Origin of the sequence: Microbacterium stercoris (genome assembly GCF_017592545.1) — a bacterium.
Taxonomy (GTDB): Bacteria; Actinomycetota; Actinomycetes; order Actinomycetales; family Microbacteriaceae; genus Microbacterium; species Microbacterium stercoris.
The window spans coordinates 132,399-150,989 of the sequence record NZ_JAGFOA010000005.1 but is presented as its reverse complement, the minus strand read 5'-3'; the positions used below and the strand labels follow the sequence as shown (position 1 = coordinate 150,989).

Below are 18,591 nucleotides of genomic sequence, written 5' to 3'. Positions count from 1 at the left end.
TCAGCCGACCGATCCTTCCATGCCCATCTCGATGAGCTTGTTCAGCTCGAGGGCGTACTCCATGGGCAGCTCGCGCGCGATCGGCTCGATGAAGCCGCGCACGATCATCGCCATCGCCTCGTCCTCGGGCATGCCGCGCGACTGCAGGTAGAACAGCTGCTCCTCGCTGACCTTGGAGACCGTGGCCTCGTGGCCGAGCTGCACGTCGTCGACGCGGATGTCGATCGCCGGGTACGTGTCGGAACGCGAGATCGAGTCGACCAGGAGCGCGTCGCAGCGGACGGTGTTGGCCGAGTGGTGAGCGTTCGCGTCGACGCGGACCTCGCCGCGATAGCCGGCACGACCGCCGCCGCGGGCGATCGACTTCGAGACGATCGACGACTGCGTGTACGGCGCCATGTGGATCATCTTCGCGCCGGCGTCCTGGTGCTGCCCGGGACCGGCGAAGGCGACCGAGAGGGTCTCCCCCTTGGCGTGCTCGCCCATCAGGAAGATCGAGGGGTACTTCATCGTCACCTTGGAGCCGATGTTGCCGTCGATCCACTCCATCGTCGCGCCCTCGTGCGCCACGGCGCGCTTGGTGACGAGGTTGTAGACGTTGTTCGACCAGTTCTGGATCGTCGTGTAGCGCACGCGGGCGTTCTTCTTCACGATGATCTCGACGACGGCCGAGTGCAGCGAGTCCGACTTGTAGATCGGGGCCGTGCAGCCCTCGATGTAGTGGACGTACGAGTCCTCGTCAGCGATGATCAGGGTCCGCTCGAACTGACCCATGTTCTCGGTGTTGATGCGGAAGTACGCCTGCAGCGGGATCTCCACGTGGACGCCCTTGGGCACGTACACGAACGAGCCGCCCGACCACACGGCCGTGTTGAGCGCGGCGAACTTGTTGTCGCCCGCAGGGATCACGGTGCCGAAGTACTCCTCGAAGAACTCGGGGTGCTCGCGCAGCGCGGTGTCGGTGTCCATGAAGATGACGCCCTGCTCCTCCAGGTCCTCGCGGATCTGGTGGTAGACGACCTCGGACTCGTACTGCGCCGCGACGCCGGCGACGAGGCGCTGACGCTCGGCCTCCGGGATGCCCAGCTTCTCGTAGGTGTTGCGGATGTCCTCCGGAAGGTCCTCCCACGACTGGGCCTGCTTCTCGGTGGAGCGCACGAAGTACTTGATGTTCTCGAAGTCGATATCGCTGAGGTCGGCGCCCCAGGTCGGCATCGGCTTCTTGCCGAACAGGTCGAGACCCTTCAGACGGGTCTTCAGCATCCATTCGGGCTCGGCTTTGAGGGCCGAGATGTCGCGCACCACGTTCTCGTTGAGACCGCGCTTCGCGCTGGCTCCGGCGGCATCCGCGTCGTGCCAGCCGAACTCGTACACCCCCAGACCTTCGAGCTCGGGGCGGTCGATCAGCACATCGGACATGGCGTCACACTCTCCTCATCAGGCCTCAGACGGTGTCAGCCGCCCCGGCGACGCGCTGGGGATGCCAGCGCTCTCAGCCGTGGTGGGCCTTTCACATAAGACGCGTAGAAACTCGCGCCTAGACTTGGCGGCGCGGCGAGGCTTCTCGCGCGCATCCGCAGCTCTTCCCGAATTCTACAGGTTCCGCCCTTTCATCGGGCCGCCCCGGACCTGTCTCACGGGGTACCGCCAGGAGGCTCCACGGTCATGTCCGCAGACGTTCTCGCCCCCGCGAACCCGGCTCGCACCGCCGAGCGTGTGCGTCCCGCGCTGATCGTGCTGGCCTGGCTGTCGTTCATCGCCGAGGTCATCATCATCGGCACGGGCGGCGCGGTGCGCCTCACGGGTTCCGGCCTCGGCTGCTCCGAGTGGCCGCTCTGCACACCTGAGTCGCTTGTTCCCACGCCCGAGCTCGGCATCCACGGATTCATCGAGTTCGGCAACCGCACGATGACCGGAGTCGTGGGGCTGCTCGCGCTGGCCGTGCTGGTGCTCACCCTGCTGCACATCCGCGCGCGCCGTGAGCTCATCCGGACCGGGTGGTTCGCCCTGGGCGGTGTCGTCCTCGCCGGCGCGACGATCGCCGTGAGCGGATCCTTCGTCGCGGGTGTCGCCGTCGCCCTGGCCGCCGTGATCGCGGCTGCCGTCGTCACGGTCCGCACCGCACCCGCCCGGCGCGACCTGCTCATCCTGTCCTGGCTCGTGGTGATCGGCGTCGTGGCACAGGGTCTCGTCGGCGGCATCACCGTGCTCACCGGACTCAATCCGTTCATCGTCGGCTTCCACTACGCCAGCTCGGTCGCACTCGTTGTGCTGACGGCGGCGTATCTCGTGCGCGCATACGACGCCCCCGGTCCGCGCGAGCGTGCGGTGCCGAAGTGGTTCGCGATCCTCACGCACGTCACCTCGGTCGCCCTGGTCGCCACCATCGGCGCCGGCGTGCTGACCACCTCGAACGGTCCGCATTCCGGCGATCCCAACGTGATCCGCACCGGGTTCGATGCGACCGTGCTCGCGCACGTGCACTCGTGGCCCGGCTACGTGCTGCTGGCCCTCACCCTCGCCCTGACCGCGGCGGCCCTGCGGCTGCGCCTGCGTCCGCTTCGCTGGCTGCTGGCCCTGCTCGCCGTGATCGCCGTGCAGGTGATCGTGGGCATCATCCAGGCGCGCAACGGCCTGCCCGAGCTCCTCGTCGGCGTCCACATGGTGCTCGCGGGAGTGTCGGCCGCGGTGTTCACGGTGGTCGTCCTGCGCCTGAAGCGTCCCGTCTCCGCCGACTGACAACAGGCCGCGCGACGCGGCGGGATCAGTCGTCGGCGGTGGCCGTGGCGACCAGGACACCCCGCGCGAGCGAGTGGAAGTGCCGCTGGAACCCGAGAATCGCGGGAGTCACGTCCTCGGTGATGTCGAGGTGCTCGACATCCAGGGCGTCCACGACGAAGAAGTAGCGGTGCGTGCCGGTGCCGGGAGGCGGGCCCGCGCCGATGAAGCCCGGCACGCCCGTCTCGTTGCGGAGCAGCTTGCCGGCAGGGTTCTGGCCGGTCGCGACCGACGTGACATCGAGCGGGATGTCGTAGACCGCCCAGTGCCAGAAACCCGAGCCGGTGGGCGCATCCGGATCGAAGCAGGACAGGGCGAACGATCTGGTCCCCTCCGGAGCGCCGCTCCAGCTGAGCTGCGGCGACGTGTCCGAGCCTCCGCCCCCGGCGCCCCACTGCGCGCGCGGCAGCGGCTGTCCCTCGGCGATGTCCGTGCTGGTGAGCGTCAGCGGGGCGAAGTCGCGCAGCGTCGCGAGCTCTGCGTACGGGTCATAGGAGAACATGCCGACAGGCTAGCGGCGGGCCTCTTCGCGCGGCAGAGCGCCCTCGGCGCGTCGACGGTCGGCGAGACGCCGCGCCACGCGCTCCCGATCAGAAGGGAAGCAGGGGGTCGACCGCCACCGTGACGAACAGCAGCGTCAGGTAGGTGATCGACGCGTGGAAGACGCGCATCGGTCCGGCCACGAGTCCCTTGACCGTGCGGTTGTAGAGACGGTGCGACTCGTAGAGGAACCACCCGCCCAGCACCAGCGCGGATGCGATGTACAGCAGGCCCATGTCGGCCACCGGGATCAGCAGCAGCGAGCACGCGACCGTCGCCCACGCGTAGAGGATGATCTGCAGGCCCACCTGCACACCCGAGCGGGTGGCGCCGAGCATCGGCACATCGGTGTTCGCGTAGTCGGCCGCGTACTTGATCGACAGCGGCCAGTAGTGCGGGGGCGTCCAGAGGAACACCAGCAGGAAGAGGATGAACGGCGCCCAGTCGAGCGAGTTCGCCACGGCCGCCCAGCCGATCAGCACCGGGAAGCAGCCGGCGATGCCACCCCAGACGATGTTCTGCTCGGTGCGGCGCTTGAGGATCATCGTGTAGATCACGACGTAGAAGAAAATCGCGCCGGCCGACAGCGAAGCCGTGAGCAGATTCGTGGTCAGCAGGAACCAGATCGTGGAGACGATCGCGAGCGTCCACGCGAAGATCAGGGCATTGCGCGGGGTGATCTCCCCCGTCACGATCGGCCGGTTCTCGGTCCGCTGCATGTGCGCATCGATGTCGCGATCGATGTACATGTTGAACGCGGCCGCGGAGCCCGCGCTCAGCGAGCCGCCGATCACGGTGGCGAGCACAAGCCACAGGTCGGGAAGCCCGTTCGCGGCGAGGAACATCACGGGAACGGTCGACACCAGCAACAGCTCGAGCACGCGCGGCTTCGTCAGCGCCACATAGGCGCGCACCCTGCGCCCGAGTCCCGTCGGCTTCGAGGTCTCCGGTGCGATCGTCGACATGGCGATGCTCTACCTCTTTCAGACCTCGGGAACGACCTCTCGATTCTAGGGCATGCGCATCCGGATCCGCCCCGCACGCACGGACGCGCCCGCATCCTCCTCACCGTGAGGGCGTCCCCGTGGTGAAGGAGCCGATACACCCTCGTCACCACGTCGTCGCAGAGCGCGTGAAAGCGCCTGTCATGCTCCGTCACGGGCCGCCTCTGGTCCCCTATGCCCGGCGGTATGCTGGGAAAACACCCGCGCCGTGATGCGTGCCCCCGAGATCCACGATCCGTTGAGCACCGCGCCGGCGTGATTTACCCCACCACTGAAAGGCGATCCGGTGACGGAACTGCGTTGGGATGAGATCGACAAGCGCGCTGTGGACACGGCCCGCGTCCTTGCGGCGGACGCCGTGGAAAAGGTCGGAAACGGCCACCCGGGAACGGCGATGAGCCTCGCTCCCGCGGCGTACCTCCTGTACCAGCGCGTGCTGCGCCACGACCCGACGGACACGAACTGGGCCGGTCGCGACCGCTTCATCCTGTCTGCCGGACACTCGTCGCTCACGCAGTACGTGCAGCTCTACCTCGGCGGCTTCGGCCTCGAGCTCGACGACCTCAAGGCGCTTCGCACCTGGGGTTCGCTGACGCCCGGGCACCCGGAGTACGGCCACACCAAGGGCGTGGAGATCACGACCGGACCGCTCGGCCAGGGTCTGGCCTCGGCCGTGGGCTTCGCCTACGCGGCCCGCTACGAGCGCGGCCTGTTCGACCCCGAGGCCCCGGCGGGCGAGAGCCCGTTCGACCACTACGTCTACGTCGTCGCCGGTGACGGCGACCTCCAGGAGGGCGTCACCAGCGAGGCCGGTTCGCTCGCGGGCCACCAGCAGCTGGGCAACCTCATCGCGATCTACGACTCCAACCAGATCTCGATCGAGGACGACACCAACGTCGCCTTCACCGAGGACGTCAAGGGCCGCTACGAGGCCTACGGGTGGGACGTGCAGGTCGTCGACTGGAAGCAGACCGGCGAGTACGTCGAGGACGTCCCCGCGCTCTACGCCGCGATCGAGGCCGCGAAGGCCGAGACGTCGAAGCCCTCGCTGATCATCCTCAAGACGGTCATCGGCTACCCGGCGCCCAACAAGAAGAACACCGGCAAGATCCACGGCTCCGCTCTCGGCGCCGACGAGCTGGCCGCCACCAAGCAGGTGCTCGGCTTCGACCCGGAGCAGAGCTTCGCCGTCGCTGACGACGTGATCGCGCACACCCGCGGTCTCGCCGAGCGTGCCGCGGAGGTCCGGGCCGAGTGGCAGAAGTCCTTCGACGCGTGGGCCGCCGCGAACCCCGAGCGCAAGGCGCTGTGGGACCGCCTCGAGGCGGGCGAGCTGCCCGCCGACATCGAGTCGGCTCTCCCGGTCTTCGAGGCCGGCAAGGACGTCTCGACCCGCGCCGCGTCCGGCACGGTCATCAACGCCCTCGCCGCGCAGCTCCCCGAGCTGTGGGGCGGATCGGCCGACCTCGCCGAGTCGAACCTCACCACCATCAAGGGCGCCAAGTCGTTCATCCCCGCCGAGTGGTCCACGCACGAGTGGAGCGGCAGCCCGTACGGCCGTGTGCTGCACTTCGGCATCCGCGAGCACGCGATGGGCTCGATCCTCAACGGCATCGTCCTGCACGGCAAGACCCGCGCATTCGGCGGCACGTTCCTGATCTTCAGCGACTACATGCGTCCCCCAGTGCGTCTGGCCGCGCTCATGGACATCCCGACGATCTTCGTCTGGACCCACGACTCGGTCGCGCTCGGCGAGGACGGCCCCACGCACCAGCCGATCGAGCAGCTCGCGACGCTCCGCGCGATCCCGAACCTCGCCATCGTCCGCCCCGCGGACGCCAACGAGACCGCGGTCGTGTGGCTCGAGATGCTCAAGCGCCGGGGCGGCCCGGCCGGCATCGCGCTCACGCGCCAGAACATCCCGGTGTTCGCGCGCGGCGAGGGCGAGGCCTCGGGCGAGGTCTTCGGCTCCGCCAAGCTCGCCGCCAAGGGCGCCTACGTGCTGGCCGAGGCCCCGAACGGCACGCCCGACGTGCTGCTCATCGCCACGGGCTCCGAGGTCCAGCTCGCCGTCACGGCGCGCGAGACCCTGGCCGCCGAGGGCATCAACGCCCGCGTCGTCTCGGTGCCCTCGCTCGAGTGGTTCGCCGAGCAGGACGAGGCGTACCGCGAGTCGGTCATCCCCGCCGCCGTCACCGCGCGCGTCACCGTCGAGGCCGGTTCGGCTCTGTCGTGGCACGCCGTGGCCGGCGACAAGGGACGCTCCATCGCGATCGACCACTTCGGCGCCTCCGCCGACTACAAGACCCTGTTCGAGAAGTTCGGCTTCACCGCCGAGGCCGTGGTCGCCGCGGCTCGCGAGACCATCAAGGAGAACGCATGAGCACCACCCCCACCGCAGAGCTGTCCGCCCTCGGCGTCAGCATCTGGCTCGACGACCTGTCCCGCACCCGCATCACCTCGGGCAACCTCGCTCAGCTGATCGCCGAGAAGAACGTCACCGGTGTCACCACCAACCCGACGATCTTCCAGGGCGCCATCACCGCGCACATCGGCTATGAGGACTCCGTGGCCGCACAGGCAGCCAAGGGTGCGACCGCCGACGACGCGATCTTCGCGATCACCACCGCCGACGTCCGCGACGCCTGCGACATCTTCCGCCCGATCTACGACGCCACGGGCGGCGTCGACGGCCGTGTGTCGATCGAGGTCTCCCCCGACCTCGCCCACGACACCGAGGCCACCATCGCCCAGGCGAAGGAGCTGCACGCCGAGGTCGACCGCGAGAACGTGCTCATCAAGATCCCCGCGACGAAGGCCGGTCTCCCGGCGATCACCGCGGTCATCGGTGCCGGGATCAGCGTCAACGTCACGCTGATCTTCTCGCTCGAGCGCTACTCGGAGGTCATCGACGCCTACCTCGCCGGTCTCGAGCAGGCCCGCGATGCAGGCATCGACCTGTCGAAGATCCACTCGGTCGCCTCGTTCTTCGTGTCGCGCGTCGACACGGAGGTCGACAAGCGCCTCCTGGCGCTCGGCACCGACGAGGCCAAGGCCCTCACCTCGAAGGCCGGCCTCGCCAACGCGCGACTCGCCTACGAGCTCTACGAGCAGCGCTTCGCCGAGTCGCGCGCGACCGACCTGATCGCCGCCGGCGCCAACGTGCAGCGTCCGCTGTGGGCCTCGACGGGCGTCAAGGACCCGTCGCTGCCCGACACGCTCTACGTCACCGGCCTCGCCGCCGCCGGCACGGTCAACACCATGCCGGAGAAGACGCTCGACGCCACGTTCGACCACGGCGTCGTCGAGGGCGACACCGTGACCGGCGCCTATGGCGAGGCGCACGAGCTCTTCGCCAAGCTCGCCGACCTCGGCATCGACTTCACCGACGTCACCCAGACGCTCGAGGACGAGGGTGTGTCGAAGTTCATCGCCTCGTGGCACGACCTTCAGGCGACGGTCGCCAGCGCACTCGAGAGTGCGAAGGGAACCCAGGCATGACCTTCTCGATCCGGGTCTCGGGCGCTCCCGAGGCCGCGGTCGCGGAGCAGCTGCCCGTCCTGATCGGCGACCTCGTCGCGTCGAGCCTGACGAACCTCGACTCCACGCTGTGGGGCCCTGAGGCCGAGTCCGAGGCGTCGATCCGCCTCGGCTGGATCCAGGCGGTCTCGGTGTCCCGTCCGCTGGTCGCCGAGATCGTCGCGCTGCGCGACAAGCTCAAGGCGAAGGGCGTCGACCGGTTCGTGCTGGGCGGCATGGGCGGCTCGTCGCTCGCGCCCGAAGTCATCACCCGCACCGCGGGCGTCGACCTGACGATCCTCGACTCGACCGCACCCGGCCAGATCCTCGCGGCCCTGAACGGCGACCTCGCGCGCACCGCGCTCGTGGTGTCGTCGAAGTCGGGCTCCACGGTCGAGACCGATTCGCACCGTCGTGCGTTCGAGGCGGCGTTCACCGACCTGGGCATCGACCCCACCGAGCGCATCATCGTCGTCACCGACCCGGGCTCCCCGCTCGATGCGTCGGCGCGCGAGGCGGGCTACCGCGTCTTCAACGCCGACCCCAACGTGGGCGGCCGCTACTCGGCCCTCACCGCCTTCGGCCTGGTGCCGTCGGGCCTCTCGGGCGTCGACATCGACGAGCTCCTGGACGAGGCGGAGGCCTCGCTCCTCGAGGTCGCCATCGACGCCCCCGAGAACCCGGCCCTCGTCCTCGCTGCGGCCATCGCCGCGTCGAAGACGCCGGACGGCGCGGGTCGTCGCGACAAGCTCGGCCTGATCGAGGACGGCACCCACATCCAGGGTCTGCCGGACTGGATCGAGCAGCTCATCGCGGAGTCGACCGGCAAGCTCGGCACGGGCATCCTGCCCGTCGTCCTGCTGCCGGTCTCCCCCGAGCTCGAGTCGAAGCCGGCCGACCTGCAGATCGTCCGCATCGTCGACGACGCCGAAGAGGTCGCGCACCGCCACCCGGGTGAGATCCTCGTCAGCGGCTCGCTGGGCGCTCAGTTCGTGGTGTGGGAGTACGCGACGGCGATCGCCGGCCGCCTGCTCGGCATCAACCCGTTCGACCAGCCCGACGTCGAGTCGGCCAAGGTGGCCGCGCGCGGCCTGCTGGACGCGCGTCCGGAGCCCACGGCTCCGGCCTTCGTCGAGGAGGGCGTCGAGGTGCGCGTGAGCGATCCCGCCCTCGCCGCCAGCGGCACGATCCAGGGTGTGCTCGACGCGCTCTGGGCGACGCTGGCCGACAACGGCTACGTGTCGATCCAGGCCTACGTCGACCGGCTCGAGATCCCGCAGCTGCAGGGTCTTCGTGAGATGGTCGCCGCCGACTCCGGTCGCCCCACCACGTTCGGCTGGGGACCGCGCTTCCTGCACTCGACCGGTCAGTATCACAAGGGCGGTCCGGCGCAGGGTGTGTTCCTCCAGATCACGGAGCGCACGGAGGTGGACGTCGAGATCCCGGAGCGTCCCTTCACGTTCGGCCAGCTCATCGAGGCTCAGGCCGCCGGTGATGCCGCCGTGCTCAGCGCTGCCGGCCGCCCGGTCGTGACGCTCACGCTCACGGACCCGCAGACCGAGGTCCTCGCGCTCTTCGAGGCGGCACAGTGACGGTCGAGGTCGCGCGGGGAGTCAACCCCCTGCGCGACCCCGCCGACCGTCGACTGAACCGGATCGCGGGGCCCAGTGCCCTCGTGATCTTCGGCGTGACGGGTGACCTCTCCCGCAAGAAGCTGATGCCGGCCGTCTACGACCTCGCCAACCGCGGCCTGCTTCCGCCGGGCTTCGCGCTCGTCGGCTTCGCGCGTCGCGACTGGGAGGACCAGGACTTCGCCGAGGTCGTCCGGGATGCCGTGAAGCAGTACGCACGCACCGAGTTCCGCGAGGAGACCTGGCAGCAGCTGCAGCAGGGCATCCGGTTCGTGCAGGGCGAGTTCGACGACCCGCAGGCCTTCCGCCGGCTGCGCGAGACCGTCGACCGCCTGGATGTCGAACGCGGCACGATGGGCAACCACGCGTTCTACCTGTCGATCCCGCCGAAGGCGTTCCCCGTCGTGGCTCAGCAGCTGCTGGACTCGGGACTGGTGGACGACAACGCGGACGACGACCGCTGGCGTCGTGTGGTGATCGAGAAGCCGTTCGGAAACGACCAGGCCACGGCGCGCGAGCTGAACAACGCGCTCGAGGCCGCCTTCCCGGCCGACGCGATCTTCCGGATCGACCACTACCTCGGCAAGGAGACGGTCCAGAACATCCTGGCCCTGCGCTTCGCGAACGAGCTGTACGAGCCGATCTGGAACCGCAACTACGTCGACCACGTGCAGATCACCATGGCCGAGGACATCGGCGTGGGTGGTCGCGCGGGCTACTACGACGGCGTGGGCGCTGCCCGCGATGTCATTCAGAACCACCTCCTGCAGCTCCTCGCCCTCACGGCGATGGAGGAGCCCATCAGTCTCTCCGCGGATCACCTCCGTGCCGAGAAGGAGAAGGTGCTCGCCGCCGTCACGCTGCCCGAGGATCTGTCGGTCGCGACAGCCCGCGGTCAGTACGCGGGCGGCTGGCAGGGCGGCGAGGAGGTCATCGGCTTCCTCGACGAGGACGGGATGAACCCGCAGTCGACGACGGAGACGTACGCCGCGATCAAGCTCGAGATCAACACGCGCCGCTGGGCGGGTGTGCCGTTCTACGTGCGGTCGGGCAAGCGCCTCGGCCGTCGTGTGACCGAGATCGCCGTGGTGTTCAAGAAGGCCCCCGAGCACCTCTTCGGTCAGACCTCGGAGCTCGGACAGAACGCCCTCGTGATCCGCGTCCAGCCCGATGAGGGCGTGACGATCCGCTTCGGCTCGAAGGTGCCGGGGTACGGCACGCAGGTGCGCGATGTGACCATGGACTTCGGCTACGGCCACGCCTTCACCGAGGCGAGCCCCGAGGCCTATGAGCGTCTGATCCTGGATGTCCTGCTCGGCGACCCGCCGCTCTTCCCGCGTCACGAGGAGGTCGACCTGTCGTGGCAGATCCTCGACCCCGTCGAGAAGTTCTGGGCGGAGCAGGGTGGACCGCTCGAGCAGTACGACCCCGGTTCGTGGGGCCCGCCCTCGGCCGATGAGCTCCTTGCCCGCGACGGCCGCGTCTGGAGGCGCCCGTGATCATCGATCTGCCCGACACCACCGTCAGCAAGGTGGCCCGCCAGCTCGTCAACACGCGTGAAGAGGGCGGCGCGGTCGCCCTCGGTCGTGTGCTCACCCTCGTCATCAAGTCGGACAAGGGCTTCGAGGAGGCGGCGATCGAGGCGGCCAACGACGCGTCGCGTGAGCACCCGATGCGTGTCATCGTGCTCGTCACGGACACGGCGGGCGAGGCGCGTCTCGACGCCCAGATCCGCGTCGGATCCGATGCGGGCGCGTCCGAGGTCATCATCCTCGAGGCCACGGGAAAGGCTGCAGGCAACGAGCTCACGCTCCTGACCGGCCTCCTTCTGCCCGATGCCCCGGTCGTCGCCTGGTGGCCGAGCGATGCCCCCGAGAACCCGGGCGCATCCGCACTCGGCCGCATCGCCCAGCGTCGCATCACCGACTCCTCGACGGCCCCGGAGCCGTCCGAGCTGCTCGCGAAGCTCGAGGGCACCTACACCCCCGGCGACACCGACCTGGCGTGGACGCGTCTGACGCACTGGCGTGAGCAGCTCGCTGCGGTGCTGGATCAGCCGCCGTACGAGCCCGTCACCGCCGTCACGGTTCGCGGCGCCTCGACGTCCCCGTCGACCGCGCTGCTGGCCGCCTGGCTGGGCCTTGCTCTGGAGCTGCCGGTCGACTGGCAGTACGAGGAGCCCTCGGTGTGGGACCACGGCATCCACTCGGTGCGCCTCACGCGCGCGAGCGGAGACATCCTGCTCGAGCGCTCCGACGAGGCCACCGCGCGGCTGACCCAACCGGGCCAGCCCCACCACGAGCTGCACCTGCCGAGGCGCTCGCTGCGCGAGTGCCTCGCGGAGGAGCTGCGTCGGCTCGATCCCGACACGCTCTATGGCCGCGTGATCAGCGAGGGCTGGTCGCGTCTGGCCGAGCCGAAGGCGTCGGTCTGACATGACCGATCGTCGCGTGGTCGTGCTGCCCGACAAGGTCCAGCTCGCCGAAGGTGTGGCGAATCGGTTCGTCGGACGCCTCGCCCAGCTGACGCAGGAGGGCAGGACGGTCCACGTCTCCCTCACCGGTGGTTCGATGGGTTCGGCCGTGCTCGCCGCCGTGGCGCAGCACGGCTGGGCCGCGAACATCGACTGGTCGCTGGTGCACTTCTGGTGGAGCGATGAGCGCTTCGTGCCCCGCGCGGACGCCGAGCGCAACGCCGGCCAGGCGCGGACGGCGCTGCTGGATCGAATCGCCATCCCGTCGGAGAACATCCACGAGCCCGCCGCGTCGGACGACGAGCTGTCGCTCGATGAGGCGGCAGCGGCCTACGCGGCGGAGCTCGCTCGCTTCGGCGTCGAGGGCCGCCCGTGGCCGGCGTTCGACGTCTGCTTCCTGGGCGTCGGACCGGACGGTCACATCGCGTCGCTGTTCCCCGATCGCGACGAGGTGCTCGTGACGGACGGGTCGGTGCTGCCCGTGAGGCAGTCCCCGAAGCCGCCGCCCGAGCGGGTGACGTTCACCCTCCCCGTCATCAACGCCTCGGCGGACATCTGGATGGTCGTTGCGGGGGCCGACAAGGCCTCCGCCCTCGGGCTGATGCTCGCGGGTGCGGCGCCCACCGCGGTGCCGGCGGCGGGGGCCGAAGGAACGGCCGACACCGTCGTGTTCGTGGATCAGGCCGCTGCCGCAGACGTTCCGGACGATCTGATCGATCCGGACTACTGACACGCACGTCGAACACAAGAGAGCCCCTGCCGATCGGCAGGGGCTCTCTTGTGTGAAGCGATGTATGAAGCGAGTCGATACGCGACGGCGGCGAAGCCGCGCGGGTCGACCTACTGGCCGCGCTTCTCGCGGAGCTTCTGGAGTGCCTCTTCGAGCAGCTCCTCTGCCTCGCCGTCGGTGCGACGCTCCTTCACGTACGCGAGGTGCGTCTTGTAGGGCTCGTTCTTCGCGACCGCCGGAGGGTTGTCCTTGTCGCGACCCGCGGGAAGACCGGAGTGCGGGTGATCGACGATCTCGGGGATCTCCTCCTCCGGCAGGCCGGCCGCGTAGTAGCGGACCGTCTCGTTGCCGAGGCCGTCCCAGTAGCTCACCGCGATGCGCTCGGTGTGGTGACCGTGATCCTGCTCGCCCATGGGGCCGGATCCGACACGCGTGCCCCGGATCGCGTTTCCGCCGACGGCCACGTCAGATCACCTGGAACTTCGTGACGAGGCCGAGGCCCACGATCGAGAAGAACCACACGAGCGCCAGCACGATCGTGATGATGTTCAGGTTGCGCTCGGCGAGGCCGGAAGAGCCCATCGCCTGCGACATTCCGCCGCCGAACATGTCCGACAGACCGCCACCACGACCCTTGTGGAGCAGGATCAGCAGCGTGAGGAGCAGGCTGGTGATGCCCAGCAGCACCTGCAAGATGAATTCGATGATCTGCACGGAGAACCTTTCGTGAGTGCGGCGAAGAACGCCGGCACGAGACTCCAGTATAAGTGGGTGCCCCGCCGCGGAGCCGAGGCTCACGCGGCGGGGCAGATACCGCGGTGCGTCAGACGCCCACGTGCTTCTGGTAGCGGATGATGGCCGCGAACTCCTCGGCGACCAGGCTCGCGCCGCCCACGAGCGCTCCGTCGACGTCGGGCTGACGCATGAAGCTGGCGATGTTCGCCGACTTCACCGAGCCGCCGTACAGCACGCGCGTGCGCGCGGCCGCGTCGTCGCCGAGCTTCGCCTTGATGACCTCGCGCAGCTTCGCGCAGACCTCCTGGGCCTGCTCCGGCGTCGCGGCCTGGCCGGAGCCGATGGCCCAGACAGGCTCATAGGCCACAACGATGTCGGCATCGGATGCCACGCCCTCGAGGGCGATCTCGAGCTGCCCGACCGGCACCGCGCTGGCGCCGTGCTTCTCGAGGTCCTCGGCGGTCTCGCCCACGCAGATGACCGGCACGAGCTCGTTCTTCAGCGCGGCCTTCACCTTCGCCGCGACGATGTCGTCGCCCTCGTTGTGGTACTCGCGGCGCTCGGAGTGGCCGATGATCACCTGGCTGACGTCGAGACGCTTCAGGAAGGCACCCGACACCTCGCCGGTGTACGCGCCCGAGTCGTGCACCGAGAGATCCTGCGCACCCAGAGCGAACGGGATCTTGTCGGCGTCGATGAGCGTCTGAACGCTGCGGAGGTCGGTGAACGGCGGGAACACCGCGACCTCCACCGAGCCGTCCTCGTGCTTGGCGTCCTTCAGCGTCCAATGGAGCTTCTGGACGAACGCCACCGCCTGCAGGTGGTCGAGGTTCATCTTCCAGTTGCCCGCGATGAGGGGGGTGCGGTTGGTCACCATCCGAGGACCTCCAGTCCGGGGAGCTTCTTGCCCTCGAGGAACTCGAGGCTTGCGCCGCCACCGGTCGAGATGTGACCGAAAGCGGAGTCCTCGAAACCGAGGATGCGGACGGCCGCGGCCGAGTCGCCGCCGCCGACGACGCTCAGGCCGTCGACGTCGGTGAGAGCAGCGGCCACGGCCTTGGTGCCGGCCGCGAACGGGGCCAGCTCGAACACACCCATGGGCCCGTTCCAGAAGACGGTCTTCGACGCGCGGATGGCCTCCGCGAACGTCGCGGCCGACGCGGGGCCGATGTCGAGACCGAGGCCCGAGGCGCCGAACGGCGTGTCCTCGATGGCGTCGGCGGCCGTCACGACGTGCTCCGCGTCGGCGCCGAACTTCGACGCCACCACGATGTCGGTCGGCAGCACGAGCTCGACGCCCTTCTCGGCGGCGGTGGCGATGTACGCCTTGGCGGTGTCGATCTGGTCGGCCTCGAGCAGGCTCGAGCCCACCTTGTGACCCTGCGCCGCGAGGAAGGTGAAGAGCATCCCGCCGCCGATGAGGATGCGGTCGACGCGCGGGAGCAGATGATCGATGACGCCGAGCTTGTCGGAGACCTTCGATCCACCGAGGACGACGGTGTACGGGCGCTCCGGAGTCTCGGTGAGGCGGTCGAGCACGTCGAGCTCGGTCGCGATGAGCAGACCGGCGGCGCTCGGAACGAGCTTCGCGAGGTCGTACACGCTCGCCTGCTTGCGGTGCACAACACCGAAGCCGTCGGAGACGAGCACATCGCCGAGCTCGGCCAGCTGAGCGGCGAATGCGCCGCGCGCCGCGTCGTCCTTCGCGGTCTCGCCCGGGTTGAAGCGCAGGTTCTCGAGCACCGCGATGTCGCCGTCCTCGAGCGCGGCCACGGCCTCCTGAGCCGACTCGCCGACGGTGTCACGAGCGAAGGAGACGGGCTTGCCGAGCAGCTCGGACAAGCGCTGCGCCACGGGCTCGAGGCTGTACTTCGCGTCGGGCGCACCCTCGGGGCGACCGAGGTGCGAGACCACAACGACGCGTGCGCCGGCGTTGATCAGGGCGTTGAGGGTCGGGAGCGAGGCGCGCACGCGGCCGTCGTCCGTGATGGATCCGTCCTTCAGGGGGACGTTGAGGTCGCAGCGCACGATGACGCGCTTGCCGGCGACCGAACCGAGGGAGTCGAGAGTTCGAAGAGACATCGGTTCGACTCTACCAACCCTGGGGGAACGCTGAAGGCCCGCCGACTCCGCATGACGCGGGATCGACGGGCCTTCGAGACGTCGTCAGGTGACGGGCTCAGCTCAGAGCTGGCCGCCCACGTACGCGGCGAGGTCGACGAGGCGGTTCGAGTAGCCCCACTCGTTGTCGTACCAGGACGAGACCTTGACGAGGTTGCCGTCGACGTTGGTCAGGCCCGAGTCGAAGATCGACGAGTGCTGGTTGAGCTGGATGTCGCTCGAGACCAGCGGGTCGGTCGAGAACTGCAGGATGCCGTTGAGGCGCCCCTCGGAGGCGGCGGCCTGGTAGGCGGCGTTGATCTCGTCGACGGTCAGGCCGTCCTTGGTGATGATCGTCAGGTCGACGATCGAGCCCGTGGGCACCGGCACGCGGTAGGACGAGCCGGAGAGCTTGCCGTTCAGCTCGGGCAGCACCAGGCCGATGGCCTTGGCGGCACCGGTCGAGGCCGGAACGATGTTGACGGCGGCGGCGCGGGCGCGACGCAGGTCGCTGTGCGGGCCGTCCTGCAGGTTCTGGTCGGCCGTGTAGGCGTGCGCCGTCATCATGAAGCCGCGCTCGATGCCGAAAGCGTCGCTGAAGACCTTGGCCAGCGGGGCCAGGGCGTTGGTCGTGCACGAGGCGTTCGAGATGACGTGGTCGGTCTCGGCGTTGTACTTCTCCTCGTTCACGCCCATCACGAACGTCGGAGCCGGGCCCGAGGCGGGAGCCGAGATGATGACCTTCTTGGCACCACCGGACAGGTGAGCCGAGGCGTCCTCCGGCTTGGTGAAGCGACCGGTCGACTCGATGACGATGTCGGCGCCGATCTCGCCCCACGGCAGGGCCTTCGGGTCGCGCTCGGCGAAGGCCTTGATGACCTTGCCGTCGACCGTGATCGACTGCTCGTCGAAGGTGACGTCCTTGCCCAGCGGGCCGCCCACCGAGTCGAACTTGAGCAGCTGCGCGAGCGCCTTGTTGTCGGTGAGGTCGTTGACACCGACGATCTCGATGTCGGCGCCCTGCGAGAGCGCGGCGCGGACGAAGTTGCGGCCGATGCGGCCGAAGCCGTTGATTCCGATCCTGACAGTCACTGATGGACTCCTGTATCTCATGCGCGCGACGCGCGCGGTTTGTGGATGACGGTGGATCCCGGCGGGCACGCACCCCGCCGGGATCCGGACCGTCTGTCAGCCGGCGATGAGAAGGCCGGCGGTCTTGGTGCGGGCGGCGTCGAAGCGGGCGGCGACGTCAGCCCAGTTGGCGATGTTCCAGAACGCCTTGACGTACTCGGCCTTCACGTTGAGGTAGTCGAGGTAGAACGCGTGCTCCCACATGTCGAGCATCAGCAGGGGCGTCACACCGAGCGGGACGTTGGCCTGCTGGTCGAAGAGCTGGAAGATCGAGAGGCGCTGGCCGATGGCGTCCCAGGCGAGGACGGACCAGCCGGATCCCTGGATGCCGTTGGCGACGGCGGCGAAGTGCGCCTGGAAGGCGGCGAACGATCCGAACTGGTCGGCGATCGCGGCGGCGAGCTCACCCTCGGGCTCTCCCCCGCCGTTCGGCGAGAGGTTGTTCCAGAAGATGGTGTGGTTGGTGTGACCGCCGAGGTGGAACGCGAGGTCCTTCTCGAGCTTGTTGATGTTCGCGAAGTCACCGCTCTCACGCGCGGCGCCGAGCTGCTCGAGCGCCGTGTTGGCGCCGGCCACGTAGGCGGCGTGGTGCTTGTCGTGGTGCAGCTCCATGATCTTGCCGCTGATGTGCGGCTCGAGCGCCGCGTAGTCGTAGGGCAGATCGGGGAGGGTGTAGACAGCCATGCGATGTTTCCCATCCGCGCCGGAAGCGGCGCTCCGAGGTGAACGTCCGCGTCGCGCACGACGGGACCGGACCCTCTTCATCCTAGTGAGCCTGGGAAGCCTCTGGACGCCCCTTTACGCGAACCGCCCCGGCTGATCCGTTCGGATCGGCCGGGGCGGCGCGCGAAGCAGAGGTGCGGTGGTTCAGGAGCCCGCGGGCACGGCGGACTCGGTGCCGGGCACGCCATCCTGCTCGGCGCGCTTGTCGGCCATCGCGAGGAGCCGGCGGATGCGTCCCGCCACGGCGTCCTTGGTGAGCGGCGGCTCGGCGTGGTGGCCGAGCTCGTCGAGGCTCGCGTCGCGGTGCGCGAGACGGAGCTCTCCGGCCTGCTTGAGGTGAGCCGGCACATCCTCGCCGAGGATCTCCAGGGCGCGCTCGACACGTGCGCACGCGGCGACCGCGGCCTGCGCCGAACGGCGCAGGTTGGCGTCGTCGAAGTTGACGAGGCGGTTCACGCCCGCGCGCACCTCGCGGCGCTGGCGGAGCTGGTCCCACTCGGCCGCGGTCTGAACGGCGCCGATGGCGAGCAGCATTCCGCGGATGGCCTCGGCCTCGCGGATGACCACGCGCGGGACGCCGCGCACCTCGCGGGCCTTCGCGGCGACGCCGATGCGGTGGGCGGCGCCGACCAGCGCCATGCCCGCTTCGCCCGTCGGGCAGGCGATCTCGAGGGAGGCCGACCGACCGGGCTCAGAGAGGCTGCCGGAGGCGAGGAACGCGCCGCGCCAGACCGCCGCGAGGTCGTCGCGCGAGCCGGTGGTGAGCTTGTTCGGCAGACCGCGCACGGGGCGGCGGCGGATGTCAAGGAGGCCCGTCTGACGCGCCAGCGTCTCGCCGCCGTCGACGACGCGCACGGCGAAGTACTCGCCCTCGCGGCTGCCGGAGCCCTGGATGCGGGCGAGCTCGGGACGCACGCCGTAGATCTCGGCGATGTCGCGCGCGGTGCGGCGCGCGAGGTCGGGGGTGTCGACCTCGGCCTCGACCGCCACACGTCCCGCGATGGAGTGGAGGCCGCCCGCGAACCGCAGAAGAGCGGTCAGCTCGGCGACGCGCACCGTCGGTCGCGGGTCCCGGATGGCGGTCAGTTCGGCCTTGACATCGGCGGTCAGAGACACCGTGCTCCCTACTTCGAAAACTGCGCGCGCCATGCCCGGCGCGAAGAGAAAGCCTACCTGGCGAGGTCCGTGCGGCGCTCGGAGACCGGGGGCGACTTCACAGCCAGGGGC

General features: G+C 69.2%; 17 protein-coding genes. 7 read left to right on the top strand and 10 right to left on the bottom strand.

Annotated elements, in window-relative coordinates:
* On the bottom strand, nucleotides 1-1,419 hold the full coding sequence (sufB, locus tag J5V96_RS13055; RefSeq protein ID WP_208500113.1) for a Fe-S cluster assembly protein SufB: 1,419 nt from the start codon (nucleotides 1,417-1,419) through the stop codon (nucleotides 1-3).
* Between the two features lie 246 nt (nucleotides 1,420-1,665).
* Between sufB and J5V96_RS13050 the strand changes: the two genes are divergently transcribed.
* Nucleotides 1,666-2,739, top strand: coding sequence for a COX15/CtaA family protein (locus J5V96_RS13050; RefSeq protein WP_208500112.1), 1,074 nt, complete (start codon nucleotides 1,666-1,668; stop codon nucleotides 2,737-2,739).
* A 25-nt stretch (nucleotides 2,740-2,764) separates the two neighbouring features.
* Here J5V96_RS13050 and J5V96_RS13045 read toward each other — a convergent pair whose 3' ends face one another.
* Nucleotides 2,765-3,280: a YbhB/YbcL family Raf kinase inhibitor-like protein gene (locus tag J5V96_RS13045; protein WP_208500111.1), complete on the bottom strand. Its 516-nt coding sequence runs from the start codon at nucleotides 3,278-3,280 to the stop codon at nucleotides 2,765-2,767.
* A gap of 88 nt (nucleotides 3,281-3,368) precedes the next feature.
* Nucleotides 3,369-4,283: a heme o synthase gene (locus tag J5V96_RS13040; RefSeq protein WP_208500110.1), complete on the bottom strand. Its 915-nt coding sequence runs from the start codon at nucleotides 4,281-4,283 to the stop codon at nucleotides 3,369-3,371.
* 325 nt (nucleotides 4,284-4,608) lie between these two features.
* Here J5V96_RS13040 and tkt point away from each other — a divergent pair, with 325 nt between their 5' ends.
* The 6 genes from tkt to pgl are packed head-to-tail and all read left to right on the top strand — an operon-like array spanning nucleotide 4,609 to nucleotide 12,675.
* Nucleotides 4,609-6,705: a transketolase gene (gene tkt, locus J5V96_RS13035; RefSeq protein WP_208500109.1), complete on the top strand. Its 2,097-nt coding sequence runs from the start codon at nucleotides 4,609-4,611 to the stop codon at nucleotides 6,703-6,705.
* Nucleotides 6,702-7,823 (top strand): transaldolase, encoded by a 1,122-nt coding sequence (gene tal, locus J5V96_RS13030; protein ID WP_208500108.1) that lies wholly within the window; start codon nucleotides 6,702-6,704, stop codon nucleotides 7,821-7,823. Before tkt ends, tal begins: the two co-directional genes overlap by 4 nt.
* The gene (locus tag J5V96_RS13025) at nucleotides 7,820-9,433 is read left to right on the top strand and encodes a glucose-6-phosphate isomerase (RefSeq protein ID WP_208500107.1); all 1,614 of its coding nucleotides are present in this window, start codon (nucleotides 7,820-7,822) and stop codon (nucleotides 9,431-9,433) included. Before tal ends, J5V96_RS13025 begins: the two co-directional genes overlap by 4 nt.
* Nucleotides 9,430-10,971, top strand: coding sequence for a glucose-6-phosphate dehydrogenase (gene zwf, locus J5V96_RS13020; protein ID WP_208500106.1), 1,542 nt, complete (start codon nucleotides 9,430-9,432; stop codon nucleotides 10,969-10,971). The genes J5V96_RS13025 and zwf overlap by 4 nt, the downstream gene beginning before the upstream one ends.
* Entirely contained in the window at nucleotides 10,968-11,906 is a 939-nt protein-coding gene (locus J5V96_RS13015; RefSeq protein ID WP_208500105.1) for a glucose-6-phosphate dehydrogenase assembly protein OpcA, read from the top strand. The genes zwf and J5V96_RS13015 overlap by 4 nt, the downstream gene beginning before the upstream one ends.
* Nucleotide 11,907: 1 nt before the next feature.
* Nucleotides 11,908-12,675 carry a 6-phosphogluconolactonase gene (gene pgl / locus J5V96_RS13010; RefSeq protein ID WP_208500104.1) on the top strand — a complete coding sequence of 256 codons (768 nt, stop codon included), beginning with the start codon at nucleotides 11,908-11,910 and terminating at the stop codon, nucleotides 12,673-12,675.
* 110 nt (nucleotides 12,676-12,785) lie between these two features.
* Here pgl and J5V96_RS13005 read toward each other — a convergent pair whose 3' ends face one another.
* From J5V96_RS13005 to whiA, 7 genes are all read right to left on the bottom strand, one after another.
* Nucleotides 12,786-13,139: an RNA polymerase-binding protein RbpA gene (locus J5V96_RS13005; protein ID WP_208500103.1), complete on the bottom strand. Its 354-nt coding sequence runs from the start codon at nucleotides 13,137-13,139 to the stop codon at nucleotides 12,786-12,788.
* Between the two features lies 1 nt (nucleotide 13,140).
* Nucleotides 13,141-13,389 (bottom strand): preprotein translocase subunit SecG, encoded by a 249-nt coding sequence (secG, locus tag J5V96_RS13000; protein ID WP_208500102.1) that lies wholly within the window; start codon nucleotides 13,387-13,389, stop codon nucleotides 13,141-13,143.
* Between the two features lie 109 nt (nucleotides 13,390-13,498).
* On the bottom strand, nucleotides 13,499-14,287 hold the full coding sequence (gene tpiA, locus J5V96_RS12995; protein WP_208500101.1) for a triose-phosphate isomerase: 789 nt from the start codon (nucleotides 14,285-14,287) through the stop codon (nucleotides 13,499-13,501).
* Entirely contained in the window at nucleotides 14,281-15,492 is a 1,212-nt protein-coding gene (locus J5V96_RS12990) for a phosphoglycerate kinase (RefSeq protein WP_208500100.1), read from the bottom strand. Before J5V96_RS12990 ends, tpiA begins: the two co-directional genes overlap by 7 nt.
* A gap of 102 nt (nucleotides 15,493-15,594) precedes the next feature.
* Nucleotides 15,595-16,602 (bottom strand): type I glyceraldehyde-3-phosphate dehydrogenase, encoded by a 1,008-nt coding sequence (gene gap, locus J5V96_RS12985; protein WP_208500099.1) that lies wholly within the window; start codon nucleotides 16,600-16,602, stop codon nucleotides 15,595-15,597.
* A 96-nt stretch (nucleotides 16,603-16,698) separates the two neighbouring features.
* Entirely contained in the window at nucleotides 16,699-17,325 is a 627-nt protein-coding gene (locus J5V96_RS12980) for a superoxide dismutase (RefSeq protein ID WP_208500098.1), read from the bottom strand.
* Between the two features lie 183 nt (nucleotides 17,326-17,508).
* A complete protein-coding gene (whiA, locus tag J5V96_RS12975) occupies nucleotides 17,509-18,480 on the bottom strand; it encodes a DNA-binding protein WhiA (RefSeq protein WP_208500097.1) in 972 nt (323 codons plus the stop codon).
* Nucleotides 18,481-18,591: the final 111 nt, after the last annotated feature.